Genomic DNA, 23,091 nt, shown 5'->3' with positions numbered 1-23,091 from the left:
GCCGCAGCAGCAGTGGTACCTGCCGCTGCCGTGGCCGCAACCGCGGCCCCCGCCGCGACGGGGGCCGCCACGGCGGCGGCATGGGCGTGATGATGTGCCGGCGCAACAGGCATGGCGGCAGCGTGTTCATGCCTGTGGGCGGCGGATATGCCCTTGCCCTTATGCCCGGCATGGGCCGCATGGGCCTTGCTGGCCTGTGCGCCTTTCTTTTCCGCCGCGCCCCCCTTGTGATGGTGTGCGCCGTGATGCGGGGCATGATGTGCGCCCGCCTGTGCCGCCGGGGCAGTGACCGCCGCCTGCGCCCCATGGACACCTGCCATCACGCCCCCACCGCACAGGGCCAGCATGGTGGCAGCCCGCGCCGCGCCCCACAGGTGACGCGAACGCATCCCGATGGGGGAAGCCGCCCGATTGCCCACCGTCCGCGCGGTGGAAACATGCGGTGCACAAACATGCCGCGTGCCTTGCGCCATCGCGTTCCTCAATCCTTTTATAACGTTATGACCTGCCGCCCACGGGCGGCATCCAGGAATGTCGGCACCCCCGCGACACGCACCGATGGCAACAGCGCCTCATGCCCCAGACCACATAGCCTCAGTCCCGCCTCGCACGCCAGCAGGGTACATTCCAGTTCCACCACCGCATCGCGCAGTGTTGCAAACGTGGCGACACCGCGCGCGGCCATTTCCGCATCCTGTCGCACATCACGCAACCCCTGCCAGTCCCGCGCCAGCGCATGCACGCCCCGCCCGGCCGCGAACAGCACGACCGACCGCCCCAGCGCAAGGCCGGACGCCGCAAGGACCAGCGCATAATGTGCCCGTTCATACCCCCCGTCGAGCAGCAGGATCGCAAGATCCCCCGACGCGGACGCATTGTCGCACGCCGATGTCGTCCCGTTTACGGCGTCACTCATGACGGCGCCATCGCCTCATGCCCGCAAGCCGCGCCATGGACGGCGGCAGAGGCGGCGGCAGGGGCATGGCCCGACAGGTCATGGATGGTCGCATGCTCCCCACACAGGCGGCAGTCCGGGTCGCGGGACAGGCGGATAGTATGAAACCGCATCGCCAGCGCGTCCCACACCAGCAGGCGCCCCGACAGCCCTTCGCCGATGCCCAGGATTTCCTTGAGCACCTCTGTCGCCTGCAGGGTACCCATCACGCCGGTCACGGCGCCAAACACCCCGGCCTGCGCGCATGACGGCACCATCCCGGCAGGCGGGGCGGATGGATACAGGCAGCGATAGCACGGCCCCCCGTCATGCGGGCGAAAGGTCGAAAGCTGTCCCTCAAACCGCAGCACCGCCGCCGAAACCAGCGTCCGGCGTTCCAACACGCACGCATCAGCCAGTAGGTAGCGGGTGGCGAAATTGTCGCACCCATCGCACACGATATCGTATCCACGCACCAGTTCGCGCACGTTATCCGGGCCAAGGCGGATGTTATGACAATCGACCGTCACACCGGGGTTGAGCGCACGCATCGCCTCCGCCGCCGATTCGACTTTTGCATGGCCGACCCGCGCCGTGACGTGGGCGATCTGGCGTTGCAGGTTCGACAGGTCCACCACATCATCATCCACCAGACCGATCCGCCCCACGCCAGCGGCGGCAAGGTAAAGGGCAAGCGGGGACCCAAGACCGCCGGCCCCGATGATGAGGACACGGGCCTTCAGCAGGGTTTCCTGCCCCGTGCCCCCCACCTCCGGCAGGAGGATATGGCGCGCATAGCGCTGTATCTCGTCTTCGGAAAAATCCATCCGTCACCCCCGGCCTGGTGTTGTTTCAAGGCCCACGGGCCCCTGCATGAAATCACAATTTCGTGATGCCATGGGTGCCATTTCATGAAACCAATGCATGCCCGATATGTTTCCAGTATAATGCGGGCTGACCGCAAACCACCATGGGGGAATATAAAACAATGTCTTCTCTTTCCCGCATGAAAATCCCGTCGTCGCTACCGGAAATGCGCAGGCAGCAGGCGCGCTGGATATGTGCCGGGACGTTCGCTGCGGCAACATCACTGTATGCCGCATCGCCTTTTGTCACATTGTGGTCGATTTCATCCGCCATCCAGAACCATGACATGCATGAACTGGGCGAAAGCATGCGATGGAATTCCGTACGCGACAGCCTCAAGACACAGGCGGTGGATGAACTTCTTGGCCCCAGGCCCGCCGAAGACGACCTGCCGGCCTTCGGTGCTTCCTTCGCCAGTACCGCCGTGTCGAACGCGATTGATACACGCGTGAACGAAAACAACCTTGGCGATATCGTCGACCACCTTGTCCCGCAGGGACAGGCGGCGACCTTCACCCCACTGGCATTCGTGCAGCGCGTGCATGCGCGATTCGTCAAGCCCGGCCTGTTCGAAACCAGCATCGTCATGCCCGGCCATGAAGGCGAGACACCGTTGCGCGTGCAAATGCGCATTCACGCGTTCCAGTGGCAGATCCATCGCATTGACCTGCCAACATCGCGCCAGCCGCTGATGGAAGCCTCCGCCACGCAGGCACAGCCCCCTGCCATTACCCGGCACTGACCCGCGCGGGCCAGAGGCAGGGCTGGTGGCGCGGGGCCTGATGCCGGGGCGCAGGGATCAGCGCGCGGGCGGCAGGTCTTCTTCGAGTACTGTCATATGCACGGCATAGGACACCTCGCCTTCGTCCTCGTCACGATGGATGGTTCCCACCACTTCGCCATTGACGGCCAGTTCGACCGACAGGCCCGCGCGCGGCGGGGCATTGACCGTCAGGCCGGGCGACCCCAGCAGGCGGCGCAGGCAGGTCTGAAGGCGACTGATCTCGGATGTGGAAATGGCGCTCATTGCTCTTGTCTCTCCTTGGGGGACGGATATGGCGGGGTCACAAACATGCCCTTAACGGGGCCGGATGCAAAACCGGGCCCCCAGCCCGCCGGACCGCGTCCGATACCAGATGATGAAATACGGATATTGCCGCACGCTATAGGCACATGGCGTTTTCCCCGCAACCGCCCCGTGCCCATGATTTACCCCATCCTTGCCCCGTGATTGCCACGAAGTCCCGGTCTTTTGCCACTTACGGGTTCAACAACAACGCCATAGGAAAAAAGTTTGCGGCTACGCTCCCTCCCACGCCTTGTGCTGTTCTGGCTGCTTCTTGCGCTGCCCATCGGGCTGACCGCGCTGGCGGCCGGCACACCCACGACGCCCGGCGCCCCGGTGGAGGCATCGCGCGTCCTGACGGCACGCGGGCTGGCGACGCGCATCCGCGATACGGGGGCACGTGAAAGTGTAAGGCAGCTTGAACGGCAGCAGGCATGGCCACATGTGATCCGCGCCGTTTCCGCCGGATGGGGGGGATGGATCGCACTGGTGCCCGACCTGATCGCCAACACCGACAGCGCACATGTCAGCGCCCTGCAGGCCGCGCTGCGGCGGGGGCTTGCGCATAATCCACGCGCGGTGATGCAGATCCTTGATCCCGGCAATGGGGCATTGCTGGGTGGGGGGCGCATCTGCGTGGATACCGGCATGACCCGGCGCTGGCGCACCGGCGTGATCACGGGGCTGCGCGCCATGCATGACATACACCTGAACCATCAGGTGTCAGACTGTCTGGCCGCGCTGCATGCGCCCCCTACTGAAATGGCAGATAGCGGAAAGTGACATAGATCGTGTTGCCCCCGGTTTTCGGGTCGATCCTGCCCCCCGCACCATTGGTGCCGGAAAATGCGATCTTCTGCACATAGGTATACTGCACACCGGTCATTACCGCGCCATAACGGCCCTGCAACATATGCCACCAGCCCCCCACCGTCATGTCGGCCACGGTGCGCGTTTGCGCATTACAGGTGCTGGTCGTGATCTGTTCGATATCGCATGAGGCGAGATCAAGGTCACTGACGCCATAGCCGTACTGGCGTCCATCAAGACCACGATAGCTGCGTCGGCCCGCCGTTTCGATCCCACCATACAGATAGAGCAGCACATTATCCGTCGGATGCCCGATCAGCCCGAGGCTGCCAATCAGTTCGGGAATGGGCGCGGGCGTGCCATCAGCCTTGAACGTGGCGTCGGAAATCATGGATGGCCCATAGCGCCCGATTCCCTTCCCCGCAAGGACATTGCCCGTCACCTGCAGGTATTTGGGAATGGCATGAACGGTGATGTCGCCACCGACACCCCCAGCAAAGGAAATCCGTTCGCGGATCGAATTGCTGCCATAAGCCTTTTCCAGTGCCTTGAACCAGCGCGCCAGGCCGTACACCTCATAATGGGCCAGTTTCGTATCCAGCGCGCCCTTGAGCACAAGGTCCGGCGCCACATCCATGCTGTATTTGGCATTGGGGTTCAGCATACCTGTCCCGGTATTGTTATACAGGACATCCGTGCCGCCACGCATGCCCACGCCCGGCTGCAACGTGCCATCGTCCAGCATGCCGTCAGATTCCGCAAAGGCGACCTGCGGGGCCTCGATCGACAGGCCCACCCACCATTTGCGCCCGAAATCCTTGATAAAGCGGATCTGGGGCACGCGGGTAAACACGATACCGGGGATCTGGTTGTTATCCACCACGGGGGGCAACTGCTCATGCCGCGACAAAAGCCCCTGTGTATAGCCGGTCGTCAGGCTCCACGCCTGTCCGGCAAGGACATGGAACCCCCATTTCGTATCGCTATAGGTCATGTAGGCCTGGCGGATACGCGGGGTATAGCTGTTGGTCTGATAACTGTTGGCGGTACCGGCGGCACCACCGAAATCGGTCTCGATATACGCCGAAAGCACCTGGTGGTCCGTCGGCGTTCCCTGCAGCAGCACACTCAGGCGCGTCAGCTGTGCGGAGGGACGGTATTCCCCGGTATGGGCGTTGGGGCTGTTGGCATAGGGAAAGCTGCCCCAGCTTGTGGCGGGTCCGCTGGTCAGGTTCTTGCTGCGGTAGATGTTGGAAAAGTCGATGAACCCGCCAAGCCGCACCGACACGCCGCCGATGCGGAACACGGGCGGCAGGCTGTCCACACCGGTCTGGGTGATCGACAGGGGGCTGGAGGAATCCATGTTCAGTTGCGGCTGCTGCTGCGCATTGGTGTCCTGAAGCGCCGCGTTGGCTTCCTCCGCCGCGGTCTGGCTGTCGGCGGAAACGGCGGGACCGCCGATCGACAGGTGGCGCAGGTCGGGCACGGCACCGGGGTCGATGGGATGCGTGTGCGCACCGCCATCCGACAGGCTGTTCTGCCGTGTGCCATGGCGTGCGAACAGGTGCCCCCCCCCATTGCCCGCCGCATGGGCATGGTGCGATTCCAGCCGTTCGACCTTGGCCTCCAGCCTGCGCATCTCCTCGCGGATGGCCTGGATTTCGCTCAGGTCATCGGCACGGGCCGGAAGGGCGATACAGGCCGCGAACACCCCGGACAGCACCATGGCCACGCCCCGCGCCGCCGTCCGGTGGGCGCACCGGTGGACGCACCCGCCATCGCGGTGGCGGACAGGATCATGTATTTTCTGCCAACAGCACATCGTTCCGGCACGCAGTCCCTAAAGCAGATACAAGAACATCATCGCATCGTGACAACAGCCACAGATGGATATGGCCGCGCACGAGTATTTCATGCCATGAAAGTGTTTTTTTTCGCATACACTTTGCAGCATGTTGCCTCATCAATAAAAATAAGAAGAACTGTTATTTAATTATTATTGGATTCAGCATCTTATATTCACATGATTATATATATTTCATAACATTTCTTCCTGTAGACAAGGGGCCTACGCCCATTTTCCGGGGTACAGCCCTGTCACAGCCATGGAAGAAGGCGGCATGAACACCCTTCCTGCTTCATCATCCCCCGCGACAGCCCCCCACACACAGGAGGACCGCCCCCTGTCAGGTGCGGCCCACCCCGACCATCCCCTGCACTGGACATTGTATGGGTGTGAAATGGTGGCCACCGCGACCCTGATGATATGCGGCGTCATCTCGGTCGCGGTCCTGACGGCGCCACAGGGTGCGGTGGGGGCATTCCTTGCCCCCCATCCGATCATCCAGATTGCATTGTGCGGCCTGTTTTTCGGCCTGTCGGGCACGGTCGCGGCCATGACCCCGTTTGGCAGGGTCAGCGGCGCGCATGTGAACCCGTCGGTCTCCCTGGCATTTGCCCTGTCGGGAAAGCTGGGGTGGGTGGACCTGTGCGGTTATGTCATCGCACAGATGGTTGGCGCATGCCTTGGCACATGGCTTCTGGCATACGCGGCAGTACTGTTCCCGTCATGGGGGCATCTGGTGACGACAGCGGGATACGCGGCAACGGTGCCTGCGCCCCATGTCTCCATCATGTGGCCGCTGATGACGGAACTGGTGCTGACGGCGCTGCTGATCCTCATGCTTTACGGGCTGGCGGGGCATCCGCGTTTCAAGGAACTGACGCCATGGGCGGGGGGCCTGTTCTTCCTCTTGCTCAATCCCGTCTCCGCATGGCTGTCGGGCAACAGTTCCAATCTGGCGCGCAGTTTTGCGCCCGCCCTGTTTTCGGGACAATGGACGTCTTTCTGGATCTATGCCATCGGGCCGTTCGTGGGCGCATCCCTGTCTGTGCTGGCGATCCGTATGCGCCTGTTCGGTCATCTGGAGGTGGAAGAAGCGCGTCTGGTCAATTTCGGCCACCATGGGCGTGTCCCCTCCCTGTTCCACCCAATGCGCCGACACGCAGAGAGGCAGGAAGCGAAGATACAGGGAAAAGAAGGATAGCAAGGCACGGTGGGGGATCTTGCACCGCCTCTGCCCCATGGCGGCAAAGGGGCATGCCTGTGGGGTGGGTTTCACGACAGCAGGTCCGGGTGAATCCGTGTGAAAACGCCTCTTGGGGAATGTGATCGGGGACAGGGCTTGCAATTGCCTGTCATTCTTCCCAAACTATAGGCCAAGTTGATGGGTCGGTTCATGGGAACCGGCCCGCAGACGTTCTCGGGGCGGGGTGCAATTCCCCACCGGCGGTGTTTGACGGGGCGTAACAGTCCCGCCATCAGTCCGCGAGCGCCTGGCGGCATCAGCCGACAGGGTCAGCAGATCCGGTGAGACCCCGGAACCGACGGTTACAGTCCGGATGATAGAGAACGAACGCATGTCAGGATGTCCGTACCCGTTAACGGGTGCGGCATGCAGGCGTCGTGCGCCCTGGGTCCGTCCGCATAGTGGATGGAGAGTATCGTCGTGGACATGTCGGCTGGACATGCACGCACGGGGACAAGGGCAGGCGGGCTTCCCCCCCATATCGAACGGGCCTTCCGCGCGGCGGTGGCGGACGCGGTGCGCCATGTCGGCGCGACCGCCCCCAACCCGCCCGTGGGCTGCGCGATCCTCGACGCTGCGGGAACGATCCTGTGCACTGGCGCGCATCACCGCGCGGGCACCCCCCATGCGGAGGCACGGGCCATCGCCCTGTGCCGTGAACGCGGCCTGATCGAACGTGCCCATACCATCGTCGTGACGCTGGAGCCGTGCAACCACACCGGGCGCACCGGCCCGTGTTCGCAGGCCATCATGCATACCCCCATCCGCACCGTCTGGATCGGGGCGACGGACCCCAACCCCAATGTCGCGGGTGGCGGGGCGGATTTCCTGCGTGACCACGGGTGCGATGTACGCCTCCTGTCCGATATGGGCACATATGACGCAGCAGAACTGGCCCGGCTGTGCCGGGGCCTGATTACGCCCTTTGCCCATCTGGCACGCACGGGCCGCGCATGGGTCACGGTCAAACAGGCCGTTGACGCCACGGGGTCCATGCGCCCGCCCGCCGGACGCACGACCTTTACCTCCGCCACAGCACTCGACCTTGCACACCGCCTGCGCCGCGCGACGGATGCGGTCGTCACCGCCACCGGCACGATCACGGCGGACCGCCCGGGACTCGATGTCCGGCGCGTACCCGACCATCCGGGCCGCGCGTCACGACTGCTGGTGATATGCACCACACGCGGGCAGGTCGATGAACAGTATGCCACGCAGGCCCGCGCGCGCGGGTTCGATGTGCGGACCTGCACCGACATCCGCCACCTGCCGGACCTGCTGGGCCGGGCCGGGGCGATGTGGGCGCTGGTGGAGGCCGGGCCGGGCCTGCTGTCGGCAATACGTGAACATGCAACATGGGATGACTGGCTGACGGTTACGGTCTGCCCCGACGGGACGGAGGCCATGGAGGTCAGCGTACGCACGGGCGGGGACACGCCGCTGTGCCTGTTCCCCGAACTGGATATCCCGAAAGGAGCGACATGTTTTCAGGGATCATAGAGCATCTGGGCACCATCACCACCACACAGCGGGGCGAACGCGACCTTGAGGTGCAGGTGGCGACCGGGATCACGGACCTGTCGCTGGGCGAAAGCATCGCGGTCAATGGCGTGTGCCTGACGGTGACGGCATTCGACACGGCAGGTAACGCCACGTTCTTCATCAGCCCGGAGACGCTGGAATGTACATCGCTGCGCCAGCTTGCGCCGGGGCGTCGCGTCAACCTGGAACGCGCGGTGACACCTGCCACCCGCCTGTCGGGCCATATCGTGCAGGGCCACGTGGACGCCACCGCCCGCCTGCTGTCGGTCACACCCGAAGGGGAGGCGCGTCATATCGCATTCGCCGTCCCCGTGCGCCTGCGCCGTTATCTCGTGGACAAGGGGTCGATCACCCTTGACGGCATCAGCCTGACCCTCAACGCCGTCGGCGCACCGGGCGAAGACGCAGGGCCGGACGCCTTTCGCATCGAACTCATGATCATCCCCCATACATGGGAACACACGACGCTGGGCACACTGACGCCCGGCGCGGACGTGAACGTGGAAGTGGATGTCATCGCAAAATACGTGGAGACATTATGCCAGTACCGTTGATGCCCCCCCGGCTGGAACACGCGGTCGCGACCATACGGCGTGGCGGAATGGTCATCCTTGTCGATGATGAAGACCGCGAGAACGAGGGCGACCTTGTGATGGCGGCGGAACTCGTCACGCCAGAGGCGATCAATTTCATGATCACCCATGCCCGTGGCCTGGTGTGCATGCCACTTGCCCCCGCCCTGATCACACAGCTTGGCCTGCCGATGATGACGCAGGTCAATACCTGCCCGCGCGGCACGGCGTTCACCGTCTCCATCGAGGCGCGCGAGGGCGTGACCACCGGCATTTCAGCCGCCGACCGCGCACGCACCATCCTTGCCGCCGTGGCCCCGGATGCACGGCCGTCGGACCTTGTCTCCCCCGGGCATATCTTTCCCCTGCGCGCCAAGCCGGGTGGAACGCTGGAACGTGATGGCCATACCGAGGCATCGGTGGACCTCGCACGCCTTGCCGGGCTGATGCCTGCCGCCGTGATCTGCGAAATTACGAACGATGACGGCACCATGTCGCGCATGGACGACCTGCGCCCCTATGCCGAAAGGCACGGGCTGCCGATCCTTTCCATCGCCGAACTTGCGGCGTGGCTGCGCGCACGGGCCGACGCGGCCGCCACACCGGACGGAACCGATACGCCCCTGCCCCGCGTCGAACAGGTGGCGCAGGCAAAGCTGCCGAGTCGCTTTGGCGGGGAGGACATGATTATCCATGCCTTCCGCGCGCCCGATGGCACGGAACATGTGGCAATGGTCAAGGGCCAGCCGGACGCGGCGGGATGCGTGCCGTTGGTGCGGCTGCATTCCGAATGCGTCACGGGCGATGCGCTTGGTTCGCTGCGCTGCGATTGCGGGGCGCAGCTTCAGGCGGCGCTGGAACGGATCGACCGCGCGGATGCCGGCGTGCTGGTGTACCTGCAGGGGCACGAGGGACGCGGCATCGGGCTGGCGAACAAAATCCGCGCCTATGCACTGCAGGACATGGGACTCGACACCGTGGATGCGAACCACCGCCTTGGCTTCGACACGGATACACGCGACTGGAACGTGGCGGCCGACATCCTGCGTGCGCTGGGAATCGGGACACTGGACCTGATGACCAACAATCCAGACAAGGTCAGCGCCCTGACGCAGCGCGGCTTTACCGTGCGTCACCGCGTGGCGCTCGACATCGCGCCCAACCCCTTCAACCGTGCCTATCTGGATGCCAAGCGCACCCGCATGGGCCATAAGCTCTGCCTGCCCGTGACTGCCCCGGTCGCGGAATAAAGGCCCCTTCAGGAACCTGTTCCCATGAGTACAAACATTCCCTCCACCACCGTGGACCTGACCTTCGCACATCCGCCACGCCTTGCCATCGTGGTCAGCCGGTTCAATGAAAATGTGACGCATGGCCTGCGTGACGGCGCGCTGGCGTGGCTGCGTGAACATGATATTGCCATGCGCGATGACGATGTCATGTATGCCCCCGGTGCGTACGAACTGCCGCTGCTGGCGCAGACGCTGGCGAAAACCGGACGTTACGACGGGGTTGTCTGCCTTGGCTGCGTCATCAAGGGTGAAACCGCGCATTTCGAATTCATCAGCCTTGGCGCTGCTGTCGGCCTGATGCAGGCATCGCTGTCAACAGAAGTACCGGTCGCGTTCGGGGTGGTGACAACCTATACCGACCAACAGGCGATCGTGCGTTCGCGTGACGACGTGCATAACAAGGGACGCGAGGCCGTGGCTGCCTGTGTCGAAAGTCTTGCATTGATACAGAAAATAAGAGGCTGTTAAGGTCGTAGCATCTTCGCGCGCGGCGGCCCCGCGCGCGACATGGACAACGGCGCGCGACAAGGGGACGGCGGATGAGGCTGATCACTTTCATCGCCGGGACATTCGGGATCGGGCTGACGGTATGGATGCTCTCCCGTTTCGGCCTGCATGACATCCTTGCCCTGATCGCCACGGGCGGGTGGAGCCTTGCCGCCGTCATCATCTTTCACGCCACACAGGTCTGCGCCTCCGCCCTGGCGTGGAAGATCCTTGCCGAAAGCCATCGTCGCCCCCTGCCGCTGGGTGATTTCCTTGTCCTGCGCTGCGCGCGCGAGGGGATCAACAACCTGCTGCCGGTGGCGCAGGTAGGGGGCGAGGTCATTACCGCACGCCTGCTGTCACGCCGTCATGGGGTGGGCCTGCGCCGTGCGGCGGCCTCGACCATCTGCGACCTGACGATCGAACTGCTCAGCCAGGTGACATTCACGCTTATCGGGCTGGGGGCCCTGTTCTGCCTCGTCAACCGTTCCGCCGTGACGGACGAACTGATGGAAAGCGCGGGCGCTGCCCTGCTGCTTGGCGCGGTATTCCTTGGCAGCCAGTATCTGGGCGCGGTTTCCCTGATCGAGGGGCTGCTGATGCGCATCGCATCGCATCTTGGCTGGGGCGGGATGGAGGATATCCGCGGCCTGCATCATGAAATCATCACGCTGTACAAAACACGGTCAAGCGCGCTTCGCGCGGGGGCGCTGCAACTGCTGGGATGGTCACTGGGCACGTTTGAGGTCAGCATCATCATGCACGGCGTGGGCCACCCGCTGTCACTGGGGCAGTGCCTGGTGATCGAGAGCGTGGGACAGGCGGCGAAATCCGCCGGCTTTGCCGTGCCCGGCGCGCTTGGTGTATCCGAAGGCGGGTATATCATCATCGCCGGCCTGTTCGGGGTGTCACCACAGGTGGCCATTGCGCTGTCACTGATCAAACGATTGCGTGAGATCGCATGGGGCCTGCCGTCTCTGATGGGATGGCAATGGATGGAGCTGCACTGGATTATCCCCACGAATACGAAAAACCCCGCACGGGGAAAAGAGATTCCCGAACAGTCATAATGGCGTCATCCGGCGGGCCGCCGCCTCTGGCGGGGGCGGCGCGGGGGCATGACAAAAGCCCAGGCCACCATTACGTGCGTCACACCGCCATGTTCATGACACGGATGGCGGCCACGGTAACAAAGAACCGCCTTGCATCACACGTGCTTCATGGGCCAAACCGAGGCTCTTCCACCCGGTGCCAGGACGAAATACGCATCGGCAACGGTTTCTGAAGGGCTGAATAACTCGTCATGCTATCGGTACCCCTTGGGCGTCTTGTCGCGTTCTGTTCCAACCGGGCCATTACGGTGGTCCTGGCCTTTGCCATTCTGGTCGGGGGGGCAGTCTTTGCAAGCTATACGCAACTGGGCGTCACCACCGACACGGGCATGATGTTTTCATCCGACCTGCCATGGAAACAGCGTTCGGATGAAATGGGGCGGCTGTTCCCGCAAAAACAGGACCAGCTTGTCGCGGTGATCGACGCGGTCCTGCCCGAAGAGGCGCAGCAGACCGCCATAGACCTTGCCGCGCGGCTGAAGAACGACCACGTACATTTCAATTACGTCACCACCCCGCAGACCGATCCCTACCTTGTACGCAACGGGCTGATGTTCCTTGACCCCAAGGCGCTGGACCGGGTGCTGGATACCACGATCACCGCGCAACCCTTCCTGGGGCAGCTTGCAGCGGACCCGTCGGGACGCGGCCTGTTCGGTGCCCTGTCGATGATCGCACTGGGTATCGAGCATGGTGAAGGCGACCTCAAAGGGTTCCAGTCCGCGCTCTCGGGCTTTGCCACCACGCTGGAGCATGCCGCGCAGGGCCATCCAGAGACGATGTCGTGGGAGCGTCTGCTTGCGGGCGACCTTGCCGACCTTGGCGGCAAGTACCAGTTCGTCGTGACACAGCCCAAGCTTGATTACGATTCGTTCCAACCCGGTGGCGCCGCCGCCGACGCCATGCGTGACGCCGCGCGTGACCTGCCATTCGTCAAGTCCGGGCGCGCGCACATCCATATCACCGGCGACATCCAGATCGCGGACGAGGAATTCGCCACTGTGGCCGAAGGTATGGTCGCGGGCCTGCTGGGGTCGCTGGTGCTGGTGACGCTGTGGCTGGTGCTTGCGGTCCATACGTGGCGGCTGATCGCACCGATCATCATCACGCTGGTGGCTGGCCTGTTGCTGACCACGGGTTTCGCCGCGCTGGCGGTGGGCAAGCTGAACCTGATTTCCGTGGCGTTCGCCATCCTGTTCGTCGGCATCGCAGTGGATTTCGCCATCCAGTTCTGCGTACGTTTCCGCGCACAGTCGCTGCCCGATGGGGGCGTGCCAAGCCTGCATGACGCGCTGGAGCGGACCGGAAACGAAACCGGGCACCAGATCCTTGTGGCCGCGACCGCGACCTCCGCCGGGTTCCTTGCCTTTACGCCCACCGCCTTTGTCGGCGTGGCGCAACTGGGCCTGATCGCCGGTTTTGGCATGATCTTCGCCTTCGTCTGCACGCTGACGCTGCTGCCTGCGCTGCTGCGGATCTTTCGCCCGACCTCCGGCCATGGGGCGGTCGGGTTCGTCGCCGCACGGCCCATCGACATCAGCATCCGCCATCATCGCAAGCCCATCCTGGGCGTATTCGCCTGCCTTGCCCTGCTGGGCGCGGGCCTGATCCCGACCCTGACATTCGACGCCGACCCGCTGCATACCAAGAACCCCAGGTCCGAGGGCATGGTCACGCTGGGCATGCTGATGTCGGAACCGCAATATTCGCCCTATTCCGTCGATGTGCTGATGCCCAGCCTGGACCAGGCGCATGCCATGTCGGACAGGCTGTCGCAGTTGCCACTGGTGCATGACGCGCTGTGGCTGGGATCGCTGGTGCCATCAGACCAGACCACCAAGCTGCCGATGATCCAGGATGCGGCGAACATCATGCTGCCCACCCTGATCGTCCCCAATCCCAAGCCCGCGCCGGACGCCAACGCCCTGCGTGAAGCGGCGGCAAAAACGGCGGCGGACCTTGGCGGCGTGCTGGACAAACTGGCCCCGAACGACCCGCTGCGCCAGATCCAGTCCACGCTTGCACGTCTGTCGCACGCGGATGACCAGACGATCCTTGCCACCAACGAGGCACTGGTCCATTTCCTGCCGATGCAACTGGACATGCTGCGCACCATGCTGCAGGCCAAGCCGGTATCCATTTCCGACGTGCCGCCCATCCTTGCCAACGATTACCTGCTGCCTGACGGGCGCGCCCTGGTGGAGGTCCACCCCACCAAGGAAATGACCGGCAACGCAGCGCTGCACCGGTATGTGGGCGAAATCCAGAAGGTCGCCCCCACGGCGGCAGGCAGCGCCATCGACATCGTCGAAAGCGCGGCAACCATGGTCCATGCCTTTGTCATGGCCGCGTGCGCCGCGATCGTGATGATCGGCATCATCCTGTCGGTCGCCCTGCGCCGCCTGCTGGATTCGGCGCTGGTGCTGGCACCGTTGCTGCTGTCGGCGCTGATGACGGTCATCCTGATCGTGTTCGTGCCCGAACAGCTTAACTTTGCCAACATCATCGCCCTGCCCCTGCTGCTGGGTGTCGGCGTGTCGTTCAACATCTATTTCGTCATGAACTGGCGTGCGGGCGTGAAGATGCCGCTGTCGAGTCCCACGGCACGCGCGGTGCTGTTTTCCGCCCTGACAACCGGTACGGCGTTCGGTTCACTCGCCGCGTCGCACCACCCGGGCACCGCCAGCATGGGGCGGCTCCTGCTGCTGTCACTGGCATGCACGCTGGTCGCGACGCTGGTTTTTGTGCCAGCACTTCTGCCCAAACGGGCAATTGACGAGGAATAAGCCTCAGGGGCTCTGCCCCTGAAACCCCGCCAAAGGTCACGGACCTTTGGAAACCATGACTTTATAAACGAATCAGGGTGCAGGGATCGTGATCCCTGCCGGGTCCGGGCAGAGCCCGGACGTCGCCCGCGCGGAACTTCCTTCGCGGGGGCAGCAAATCAATCCTTGATCCAGACCTCGACCGGGCCGCGCACCAGCATGGTCATCGGATTGCCATGGCGATCCGTGCTCTTGCCCACGGCAAGGCGGACCCAGCCTTCGCTGATGCAGTATTCCTCGACATTGTTCTTCTCGATCCCCTTGAAGCGGACGCCAATACCGCGCTCAAGCAGGGCTTCGTTATAAAACGGGCTGGAGGGATTGGCCGACAGGCGATCGGGAACGGTCTCGGTCATGTGCGTTCTCTTTCAATATGCAGGAACTTCAAGCGTGCCTGACATAGCGGCTTCGCCCCGGTAATCCAAGCAGCGGATAAGACCATGGTGGACATGCATGCAGCGCCCCTCCGTCATGTCGCACCGGAACATATCGCGGTGCATGAAAACATGGACAAACACCCCCGAAACCACGGATATGAAAACCCGAAGTCACGCCGACCGTCACATTCGCTGTGCCGCCCGCCCTGCCCCAGAGCCACGTTCCAATGCCCATTGCCGCCCCGACCACATCCTCCCGTCCTGTCCTGTCCGCCCTGCCGCCACTCATGCCGATGTGGATGATCGGGCTTTTGGGAATGCTGACCGCGATCGGGCCGCTTTCGACCGACATGTACCTGCCCGCCTTCCCCGTGCTGGACCTCGAACTTGCGAATGGCCGCAATGGGGCCAGCCAGATCACGCTGGCGGCATGGTTCGCCGGGCTGGCGGTGGGACAGTTCAGCATGGGGCCACTGTCTGACCGGCTGGGACGGCGGATTCCCCTGATCGGGGGACTTGCCGTATTTATGCTGGCCTCCATCGGGTGTGCCTGCGCCACCACGCTGGACCTGTTCTGCGTATGTCGTTTTGTCGCCGCACTGGGCGGGTCCGCGTGTTCGGTAGTACCGCGCGCCATCGTGCGGGATGTCGCAACAGGGCAGCAGGGCGCGAAAATCATGTCGCAACTGACACTGGTCTTCGGCCTTATGCCGATCCTTGCCCCCTCCTTAGGCAGTCTTGTGCTGTCGGTCGGGCATTGGCGGTGGATTTTCTGGATTGCGGTTCTCTATTCCGCGCTGGGGCTGGTGGCGGTGGCCGCGGCAATGCCCGACACCATGCCCCACGCACGGCGCATCCCGCTATCTGCATCGGGCATCGCCTCGCGCTATATGGGGCTGGTGCGTGAACCGGTCTTTATGTCCAGCGCGCTGATCACCAGCTTTTCGTCATTCGTCATGTTCGCCTACCTTACGGCGTCGCCCATACTGTTTGAAAAGCTGCTGCACTTCACACCGCTACAGTTCGGGATGTTTTTCGGCATCAACGCCGCATTCTTCATCGCCGGGGCGCAGCTTAACGGATGGCTGGTGCATCACCATTCCCTGACGCGGTTGCTGAACGCTGGCATCGTGGTGTGCCTGTGTACCAGCACGCTGTGCCTTGCGCTGTCGCTGTCGGGTTTTGCCGGGCCGCAACATCCGGTCGTGATCTGTCTGCTGATCATGGGGATTACCAGCACGCTTGGCTTTATCGGACCGAACGCGATGGTTCTGGCCTTTACCCATCATGGACATCAGGCCGGAAGCGCATCGGCACTGATGGGCACGATCCAATTCTCACTCGCGGCATTCAGCGGATTTGTGCTGGGACATGTGACATTCCATACGCCCGTGCCTCTGGCGGTCACGATGATGGCGGGGGTAATCGCGATGGTGGCGTGCAATATCTGGCGGCATATATGTGATAAAAAAGTATCACATGCATCCCTTTCTGGCACTTCTGCTTGACACCGGTCGATCGCTTTTTCCATCCTTGGGGGCGAAGCCGCATGACGTGTGTGCTTCATGGACGTTTCCTCCCTAAACTCTGGCGGCGTCTCACGACGCCGCCTTTTTTTTGGCGCGGGGCCCCGATACAACCGTCGCGGCCATCGTCGGGGCCATGGGGCTCACGCGGTTTGGCTTTGACGCCATGACAATCCCGCGCTACGGCAGGAAGATGTCCGCTTTCCTCTCCCGCTCCGTGCCGCAGCCCCGTCGGGAGCGCGCGCATGGATAAAATCCTCGATTTCATCGCAGGCATCGGCCGTACACTGCTCGACATGGTCCGCATGGCGGGGCAGGTGGCACTGTTCGGGCTGCTGGCGGTTTCACACCTTGTGCGCCCCCCTTTCTACTGGCGGACCTTCTGCGGGTCACTGATCGAGATCGGGTATTTCTCCCTTCCCGTCGTCGCGCTGACGGCGCTGTTTTCGGGCGGCGTCATCGCACTGCAATCCTATACCGGTTTTGCGCAGTACCATGCGCAAAGCGCGATCGCAGGCATTGTCATCCTGGCCGTCACGCGTGAACTTGGCCCGGTGCTGGCGGGGTTGATGGTGGCGGGGCGCGTCGGCGCCGCAATGTCGGCGGAAATCGGCACGATGCGGGTGACCAACCAGATCGACGCGCTCAGCACACTTTCGACCAACCCGATCAAATACCTTGTCACCCCACGTCTTCTGGCCGGGACGCTGGCGCTGCCGTTCCTGGTCATCATCGCCGATATCCTTGGCGTCATGGGGGGCTTCATCGTCTGTGTCATGAAGCTCAACTTCGTACCACAGGCCTATATCTCCGCCACCATCGCGTCGTTCAGGATGATGGACGTGACCGTGGGACTGGCAAAGGCCGCGATCTTCGGCTTCCTGATCGCGCTGATGGGGTGCTACCACGGCTATCACAGCCGTGGCGGGGCCGAGGGCGTGGGGGCAGCCACGACGGCGGCGGTTGTCGCGGCGTCGATCCTGCTGCTGACCTTTGATTACCTCCTGACGGATGTGTTCTTTTCGCAATGACCGGACCGACACCGAAAATCCGCATTCGCGGCCTGTGCAAATCCTTTGGCCCGAAGGTGGTGCTCAACGGGGTGGACCTTGATGTGATGGAGGGGACGTCCTTCGTCATCATCGGCGGGTCCGGCACCGGCAAGTCGGTGCTGCTGCGCTGTATCCTCGGGCTGGTGACGCCGGATGCAGGTACGATCGAAATCGACGGCGTGGATGTCACCGCACTGTCGCCACGCCACCGTGAACCATATATGGAAAAGATCGGCATGCTGTTCCAGAATGCCGCCCTGTTCGACAGTCTGACGGTATGGGAAAATGTGGCGTTCGGCCTGATGGCGGCAGGACGGCAGCACAAACATAAAATCAGCCGCGCGGATGCAAAGAAACGCGCGGGAGAGCTGCTTGAACAGGTGGGCATGGACCCGGGTGTTGGCGCGTTGTCGCCTGCTGAACTGTCAGGCGGAATGCAAAAGCGCGTGGGCCTTGCGCGCGCAATCGCGGCACGGCCGGAAATCCTGTTCTTTGACGAACCGACCACCGGCCTTGATCCCATCATGGGGGCGGTGATTGACGGACTGATCGTCGATTGCGTGCGCAAGCTGGGCTCGACCGCGATTGCGATCACCCATGACATGGCCTCCGCCCAGCGGATCGGCGATCAGGCGGCGATGCTGTATGAAGGCAAGCTGATCTGGCAGGGGGCGGCGACATCGCTGCTTGCCAGTGGCAACCCGATTGTTGACCAGTTCACCCATGGTCGCCGCGAGGGACCGATCAAGGTGGATGTCCGCGTCTGAGGGACTGTCTGTAAAATGTTAAAAGTTTTTGGGTGCCGCCTTTTTTCAAAACGGCGGCGTCTTTGAAGCTTTTTGCAAAAAGCTTCACCAAAAACCTTTATGATTTCAGTATATTGTCGGCCCGATCTTTTCAGACAGTCCCGGCACGACAGATCCGCCGCCTTTTCACAAGCTGAGGAATCAAGATGGCCCGCCGCCCTGCCAACCGTTTCGTATGCCAGTCCTGTGGCGCGGTTTTTCCGAAATGGTCGGGTCGGTGCGACGCGTGCGGCGCATGGAACAGCATCGTGGAGGAAACGGTCGAACCCACGGCAGGCGGTGCCGTCGCCCCCCGCCGCAGCCGGGGCAAACGCATCGAACTGGTCGGGTTGGATGGGGACACGCCGCCGCCCGAACGGATCGAGACACGGATCAGCGAACTCGACCGCGTGCTGGGCGGTGGTATGGTCCCGGCCTCTGTCGTGCTGGTGGGCGGTGATCCGGGCATCGGCAAATCGACCCTGCTGCTTCAGGGGGCCTGCGCACTGGCCGCGATGGGGCGCAGGGTCATGTATATCTCTGGCGAGGAAGCGGTGGACCAGATCCGCCTGCGCGCGCGCCGCCTTGGGCTGGACACGCCGGGACTGGAACTGGCGGCGGCGATCAACGTCGCGGACATCACCGCGACGTTGGAAGGTGAGCGCGACGTGGCGCTGGTGGTCATCGACTCCATCCAGACGATGTGGATGGAAACGGTCGAAAGCGCGCCGGGCACCGTAAGCCAGGTCCGTTCCTCCGCCTTTGAACTGATCCGCCTGGCCAAGCAGCGCGGTTTCTGCCTGATGCTGGTGGGCCATGTGACCAAGGAAGGCGCGCTGGCGGGGCCACGCGTGCTGGAACATATGGTTGACGCGGTGATGTATTTCGAGGGCGATCGCGGGCATCAGTTCCGCATCCTGCGCGCGGCAAAAAACCGTTTTGGTGCGACAGATGAAATCGGTGTCTTCGCCATGACCGATCAGGGATTGGTGGAGGTGCCCAACCCTTCCGCCCTGTTCCTGGCTGAACGGCGCGGGCATATCGCGGGATCGGCGGTCTTTGCCGGGATGGAGGGCACGCGGCCCGTCCTGCTGGAGGTGCAGGCACTGTTGTCGCCCAAAGCAGGCGATGGCGCACCACGTCGCGCCGTGGTCGGGTGGGAGACGGCGCGGCTGAACATGCTGCTTGCGGTGCTGGAATCACGTTGCGGGATGAAGCTGAACGCCATGGATGTCCACCTGAACATTGCAGGCGGACTGCGGGTGATGGAGCCTGCCGCCGACCTTGCGGTGGCGGCGGCGCTGGTTTCGGCGGCGACGGGACAGCCGACGCATGCGGGCGCAGTGTATTTCGGCGAAGTCGGCCTGTCGGGGGAAGTGCGTCAGGTCTCGCTGGCCGATACACGCCTGAAGGAAGCGCACAAGCTAGGGTTCGAGAGCGCCTACCTGCCGCGTCGCATTGCACGGGGGAACCGCCGTCCCAGTGCCCCCGAAGGCATGCAGTTGCATGAGATAGGCCACCTTGGCGATCTGGTCAGCCTGTTCGCCACAGAGGGGGAGTGACCCCGGCGTGAGCGGGACATCCCTGATCCTGACACAGCAGGTGATGCTGGAACGTGAAGTCCGAAAAAGCCTGTTCCTGGCGCAGGCGGCCCCCGTATCCTCGGCCGAGGCGGCGATGGCGTTCATCGCCGATGTCAGCGATCCCGATGCCACCCATAACTGCTGGGCCTATCGCATCGGGCAGGCCTATCGCAGCGATGATGACGGCGAACCCGGCGGCACGGCGGGGCGGCCCATCCTGCAGGTGATCGAGGGACAGGGCTTCGACCACACCGTGGTCGTGGTCACGCGCTGGTTCGGGGGCATCAAGTTGGGCGCGGGCGGGCTGGTCCGGGCCTATGGCGGGACGGCGGCGGAATGTCTGCGTACCGCGCCGTCACGGCCCATCGTGCCGATGGTGGGGCTGAGGTTCCACTGCGGCTTTTCCGACCATGCCCTGATCCGCGCGCGCCTTCTGGCGATGGACGCCACGATTGATGAGGAAACATTCGGCGCGGGTGGCGTGGACCTGCGCATCACCCTGCCGCAGGTGCGCGAAGAAGAAGCGCGGGCGCGGATCACCGACATCACGCGCGGGCAGGCCGTTATCCGGGCAGTGGAAGATTAGGCGGCACGTTTGGAAAATATATGCCAGATTACAGCCATCACAGAATCAGAAAATATTGCATTTTCCAGAAATTTTTCCGTGCCATGACCATAAATCTACCATGATTCCATACCATAATATCACGAAATACGTTAATCACGACCAATCACATCCGAAAATTATTTCGGATTATGAAATGAAGATATCAGAAGCTGGACAACAGGCAAACGGCCGGAACATATATCACGCCAAAATGGCGGTTCTTTCTGACGTTCAGCAGGTAGCTATTGATTCCAAAAACAGATTTTCGTATGCGTTCATCGTAACTATGTATTAGGTATTGTAACTAACCGGAACGGGCTAATGAATATCATTCTCGCCGACGGAATCATCTGCGATCGGAATGAAATGGCCAAGGTCTTTCCATATACGCGGCTTCTCGGCCTTCCTGTTGTATTATGTAGCGGCATGCGGGAAAGACTCCCTTATTCCGGTCAGGGTCACCGGGACTTTCGTGAACCGCCTGCCCCATATATGTCGTCCCACATGCACCATGATAGCCATACCAGACAGGGTGGATGGTTCTTCACTGTCAAACAGGATGAACATTATGAATGCACAGTTCAAGGCAGAGGACCATCCCATAACAACCTGCTTGTACAGCCTGATGATTCCATGCCCCCGATACTGGACCACCTCGTAAATATGGGCATAAGGCCAAGATAAATCCACAGGTTGCCCGAAAGTAAATATAAACAACGTAAAGTGATGGATTCTGATTTATGCGTTATTTCGTAACCGGTGGAGCAGGCTTCGTTGGCAGTCATGTATGTCTGGAATTTCTTGAGGCCGGACATGAAATTGTTATTCTTGATGATCTCAGCACCGGCCACAGATCCGCCGTTCCCAAAGGCGCACGATTTATCGAAGGAAGTGTGCTTGATTCCGAACTGATCAACAAGGTACTTTCCGATGGACAGTGGGACGGTGTGCTACATTTTGCTGCCCTATCCCTTGTTGGCGACAGCATGCGAAATCCCATTGAATATATGCGCAATAATGGGCTGGGTGGATTTGTCATAATTGATGCCTGTGTGCGACACGAAATTCCCAGATTCATCCTGTCCTCCACTGCGTCGCTGTTCAGCAACATGGATGATAGCCTGATTGACGAAAACTGTGCCATCGATCCCGCGTCTCCCTACGGAGAGAGTAAATTCGTAGTGGAAAGGGCGTTGCACTGGGCAGATCGTGCCCATAGCCTGAAAAGTGCCTGCCTGCGCTACTTCAATGCCGCCGGGGCCGACCCATTAGGGCGACTGGGGGAAGATCATAACCCGGAAACGCATTTATTACCCCTGATAATTGATGCCGGGTTAAAGCGTCGCCCCCCCTTGGTATTGTTCGGGAATGACTATCCCACACCGGATGGAACATGTATACGTGACTATATCCATGTAACGGATCTGGCATCCGCACATCTGGATGTCATGACAAGCCTGAATGAAAAAAGCGTTTCCTATAATATAGGCACAGGACAAGGCCATTCCAATCTGGAACTCATACACACCGTTGAAAAAGTAACGGGTATTCCAGTGCCATGGTCGGTGGGAGAGCGCAGGCAGGGAGATCCCGCGATCCTGATTGCCAATCCAGAGAAAATCAAAAAAGAGGTGAGATGGTCCCCTAAATATAGCGATATAGAAACGCTTATCAAGCATGCCTATCAATGGAGAGTTGCGAACCCTGGTGGTTATAGGAAATAAAACGACACTCCTGATTTTGGGTGTTGGGTCGACAAAAGCAGAAATACAGACTTTTTCTTGCGATACGTTACGATCATGATGCATTACAGTGCAAGAATATTTGTCCATACTTACCAGACCCTCACCAGAAATGTTCGTGGGATATCGCCTGCCCCATATATACAGGCTTCAAGCAAGGCAACCACCAGAACAGTTCATACACACCACCGACGTAAGAGCGATAACCTTTGTCAAATCTGCAACAATGTTGCCGTCTGTTAATGGCAATAATTTCCATCATCATACGCTATAAATTTAATTATTTACATGAAATTTATTTTTCATAGCAAATAACTCCAAATAAATATACATCCCATATAGAGACTAGACATTTTTCTACCCGATGATAATCTTGAAAAACGTATATGTAAGGAATGTCACAAGATGACTCGCTATAGAAGGTTTCTAGGCTCTGAATTGCCTAATGCAGTTGGTCGTAACGAGAAAGGCAGCCTCCGCGTTGCAGACGGACAGGAGGGCCATTTAAGCTTTGGTCCTTATATCACGCTGGAAGCGGGAGACTACGTCGCTGGAATATATATGCGCCGGGTTGGTCCAGCGAAACCGGCGAATATTACAATTGATGTCGTAACCGATCCTGGTGAAATCGAAGTCGCCCATCTCAATATTCCCCATCGCGAGATACTCGATAAAGTCGCTGGTATAGTTGCGGTTCCTTTTTCGCTTTACGGGGAAGCCAGTAACCTTCAGATTCGGGTATTTGTCCCTGCCGGTATCATGATAGAAATTGAAGAACTGGTAATTATTCCAATGCGTGCCCGTCGCTGGACGGCATAATGTGA

21 protein-coding genes, 1 pseudogene and 1 riboswitch are annotated in these 23,091 nt (G+C 61.4%); of the genes and pseudogenes, 16 read left to right on the top strand and 6 right to left on the bottom strand.

The window, feature by feature from the left end; all coding sequences use genetic code 11:
* The 3 genes and pseudogenes from B7G66_RS16325 to B7G66_RS16315 form a co-directional block, all read right to left on the bottom strand.
* A pseudogene (locus tag B7G66_RS16325) lies at window positions 1-473 on the bottom strand (SH3 domain-containing protein); the annotation flags it as partial.
* A 17-nt stretch (window positions 474-490) separates the two neighbouring features.
* Window positions 491-916: a DsrE family protein gene (locus B7G66_RS16320; RefSeq protein ID WP_003616611.1), complete on the bottom strand. Its 426-nt coding sequence runs from the start codon at window positions 914-916 to the stop codon at window positions 491-493.
* Window positions 913-1,761 carry a HesA/MoeB/ThiF family protein gene (locus B7G66_RS16315; RefSeq protein WP_003616613.1) on the bottom strand — a complete coding sequence of 283 codons (849 nt, stop codon included), beginning with the start codon at window positions 1,759-1,761 and terminating at the stop codon, window positions 913-915. Before B7G66_RS16315 ends, B7G66_RS16320 begins: the two co-directional genes overlap by 4 nt.
* Before the next feature lie 161 nt (window positions 1,762-1,922).
* On the opposite strand from B7G66_RS16315, the gene B7G66_RS16310 reads away from it, so the two are divergent.
* Window positions 1,923-2,543 carry a DUF2939 domain-containing protein gene (locus B7G66_RS16310; protein WP_003616616.1) on the top strand — a complete coding sequence of 207 codons (621 nt, stop codon included), beginning with the start codon at window positions 1,923-1,925 and terminating at the stop codon, window positions 2,541-2,543.
* A gap of 57 nt (window positions 2,544-2,600) precedes the next feature.
* Here B7G66_RS16310 and B7G66_RS16305 read toward each other — a convergent pair whose 3' ends face one another.
* Window positions 2,601-2,828 carry a DUF3126 family protein gene (locus tag B7G66_RS16305; RefSeq protein ID WP_003616619.1) on the bottom strand — a complete coding sequence of 76 codons (228 nt, stop codon included), beginning with the start codon at window positions 2,826-2,828 and terminating at the stop codon, window positions 2,601-2,603.
* A gap of 267 nt (window positions 2,829-3,095) precedes the next feature.
* Here B7G66_RS16305 and B7G66_RS16300 point away from each other — a divergent pair, with 267 nt between their 5' ends.
* Window positions 3,096-3,650, top strand: coding sequence for a hypothetical protein (locus tag B7G66_RS16300; protein ID WP_040510282.1), 555 nt, complete (start codon window positions 3,096-3,098; stop codon window positions 3,648-3,650).
* On the opposite strand, the gene B7G66_RS16295 is transcribed toward B7G66_RS16300, so the two are convergent.
* The gene (locus B7G66_RS16295; protein ID WP_003616622.1) at window positions 3,622-5,403 is read right to left on the bottom strand and encodes a hypothetical protein; all 1,782 of its coding nucleotides are present in this window, start codon (window positions 5,401-5,403) and stop codon (window positions 3,622-3,624) included. The two genes, B7G66_RS16300 and B7G66_RS16295, sit on opposite strands and share 29 nt — an antisense overlap.
* 394 nt (window positions 5,404-5,797) lie before the next feature.
* Between B7G66_RS16295 and B7G66_RS16290 the strand changes: the two genes are divergently transcribed.
* The 7 genes from B7G66_RS16290 to B7G66_RS16255 all read left to right on the top strand — a co-directional run bounded on the left by B7G66_RS16290 (window position 5,798) and on the right by B7G66_RS16255 (window position 14,556).
* Window positions 5,798-6,724, top strand: coding sequence for an MIP/aquaporin family protein (locus tag B7G66_RS16290; protein WP_048859405.1), 927 nt, complete (start codon window positions 5,798-5,800; stop codon window positions 6,722-6,724).
* A 208-nt stretch (window positions 6,725-6,932) separates the two neighbouring features.
* A riboswitch (FMN riboswitch) is annotated at window positions 6,933-7,095 on the top strand.
* Window positions 7,096-7,192: 97 nt separating this feature from the next.
* Window positions 7,193-8,266: a bifunctional diaminohydroxyphosphoribosylaminopyrimidine deaminase/5-amino-6-(5-phosphoribosylamino)uracil reductase RibD gene (ribD, locus tag B7G66_RS16285; RefSeq protein WP_003616625.1), complete on the top strand. Its 1,074-nt coding sequence runs from the start codon at window positions 7,193-7,195 to the stop codon at window positions 8,264-8,266.
* On the top strand, window positions 8,248-8,862 hold the full coding sequence (locus B7G66_RS16280; RefSeq protein ID WP_003616627.1) for a riboflavin synthase: 615 nt from the start codon (window positions 8,248-8,250) through the stop codon (window positions 8,860-8,862). Before ribD ends, B7G66_RS16280 begins: the two co-directional genes overlap by 19 nt.
* Window positions 8,862-10,130 (top strand): bifunctional 3,4-dihydroxy-2-butanone-4-phosphate synthase/GTP cyclohydrolase II, encoded by a 1,269-nt coding sequence (locus B7G66_RS16275; RefSeq protein WP_003616629.1) that lies wholly within the window; start codon window positions 8,862-8,864, stop codon window positions 10,128-10,130. Before B7G66_RS16280 ends, B7G66_RS16275 begins: the two co-directional genes overlap by 1 nt.
* A gap of 24 nt (window positions 10,131-10,154) precedes the next feature.
* Window positions 10,155-10,640, top strand: coding sequence for a 6,7-dimethyl-8-ribityllumazine synthase (ribH, locus tag B7G66_RS16270; RefSeq protein ID WP_003616631.1), 486 nt, complete (start codon window positions 10,155-10,157; stop codon window positions 10,638-10,640).
* A 71-nt stretch (window positions 10,641-10,711) separates the two neighbouring features.
* On the top strand, window positions 10,712-11,728 hold the full coding sequence (locus B7G66_RS16265) for a lysylphosphatidylglycerol synthase domain-containing protein (RefSeq protein WP_003616633.1): 1,017 nt from the start codon (window positions 10,712-10,714) through the stop codon (window positions 11,726-11,728).
* Between the two features lie 233 nt (window positions 11,729-11,961).
* Window positions 11,962-14,556: an MMPL family transporter gene (locus tag B7G66_RS16255; RefSeq protein ID WP_003616635.1), complete on the top strand. Its 2,595-nt coding sequence runs from the start codon at window positions 11,962-11,964 to the stop codon at window positions 14,554-14,556.
* Window positions 14,557-14,714: 158 nt separating this feature from the next.
* Here B7G66_RS16255 and B7G66_RS16250 read toward each other — a convergent pair whose 3' ends face one another.
* On the bottom strand, window positions 14,715-14,951 hold the full coding sequence (locus B7G66_RS16250; protein ID WP_003616637.1) for a DUF3297 family protein: 237 nt from the start codon (window positions 14,949-14,951) through the stop codon (window positions 14,715-14,717).
* 248 nt (window positions 14,952-15,199) lie between these two features.
* Between B7G66_RS16250 and B7G66_RS16245 the strand changes: the two genes are divergently transcribed.
* From B7G66_RS16245 to B7G66_RS17630, 7 genes are all read left to right on the top strand, one after another.
* Window positions 15,200-16,480 (top strand): multidrug effflux MFS transporter, encoded by a 1,281-nt coding sequence (locus B7G66_RS16245; RefSeq protein ID WP_003616642.1) that lies wholly within the window; start codon window positions 15,200-15,202, stop codon window positions 16,478-16,480.
* A 263-nt stretch (window positions 16,481-16,743) separates the two neighbouring features.
* Complete coding sequence (locus B7G66_RS16240; protein ID WP_003616645.1) at window positions 16,744-17,529, top strand: MlaE family ABC transporter permease; 786 nt, start codon at window positions 16,744-16,746, stop codon at window positions 17,527-17,529.
* Window positions 17,526-18,317, top strand: a complete 792-nt coding sequence (locus B7G66_RS16235) for an ABC transporter ATP-binding protein (protein ID WP_003616647.1) — start codon at window positions 17,526-17,528, stop codon at window positions 18,315-18,317. Before B7G66_RS16240 ends, B7G66_RS16235 begins: the two co-directional genes overlap by 4 nt.
* Before the next feature lie 185 nt (window positions 18,318-18,502).
* Entirely contained in the window at window positions 18,503-19,897 is a 1,395-nt protein-coding gene (gene radA / locus B7G66_RS16230) for a DNA repair protein RadA (RefSeq protein ID WP_003616649.1), read from the top strand.
* 43 nt (window positions 19,898-19,940) lie between these two features.
* Window positions 19,941-20,504, top strand: a complete 564-nt coding sequence (locus B7G66_RS16225) for an IMPACT family protein (RefSeq protein WP_048859404.1) — start codon at window positions 19,941-19,943, stop codon at window positions 20,502-20,504.
* A 761-nt stretch (window positions 20,505-21,265) separates the two neighbouring features.
* A complete protein-coding gene (galE, locus tag B7G66_RS16210) occupies window positions 21,266-22,249 on the top strand; it encodes a UDP-glucose 4-epimerase GalE (protein ID WP_048859401.1) in 984 nt (327 codons plus the stop codon).
* A 423-nt stretch (window positions 22,250-22,672) separates the two neighbouring features.
* Complete coding sequence (locus tag B7G66_RS17630) at window positions 22,673-23,086, top strand: hypothetical protein (RefSeq protein ID WP_003616660.1); 414 nt, start codon at window positions 22,673-22,675, stop codon at window positions 23,084-23,086.
* Window positions 23,087-23,091 lie beyond the last annotated feature (5 nt).

The sequence above is a fragment of the Novacetimonas hansenii JCM 7643 genome (assembly GCF_000964405.1).
Classification (GTDB): domain Bacteria; phylum Pseudomonadota; class Alphaproteobacteria; order Acetobacterales; family Acetobacteraceae; genus Novacetimonas; species Novacetimonas hansenii.
Note: the sequence above shows the minus strand (reverse complement) of the source record. Positions and strands in the feature narration are given on the sequence as shown.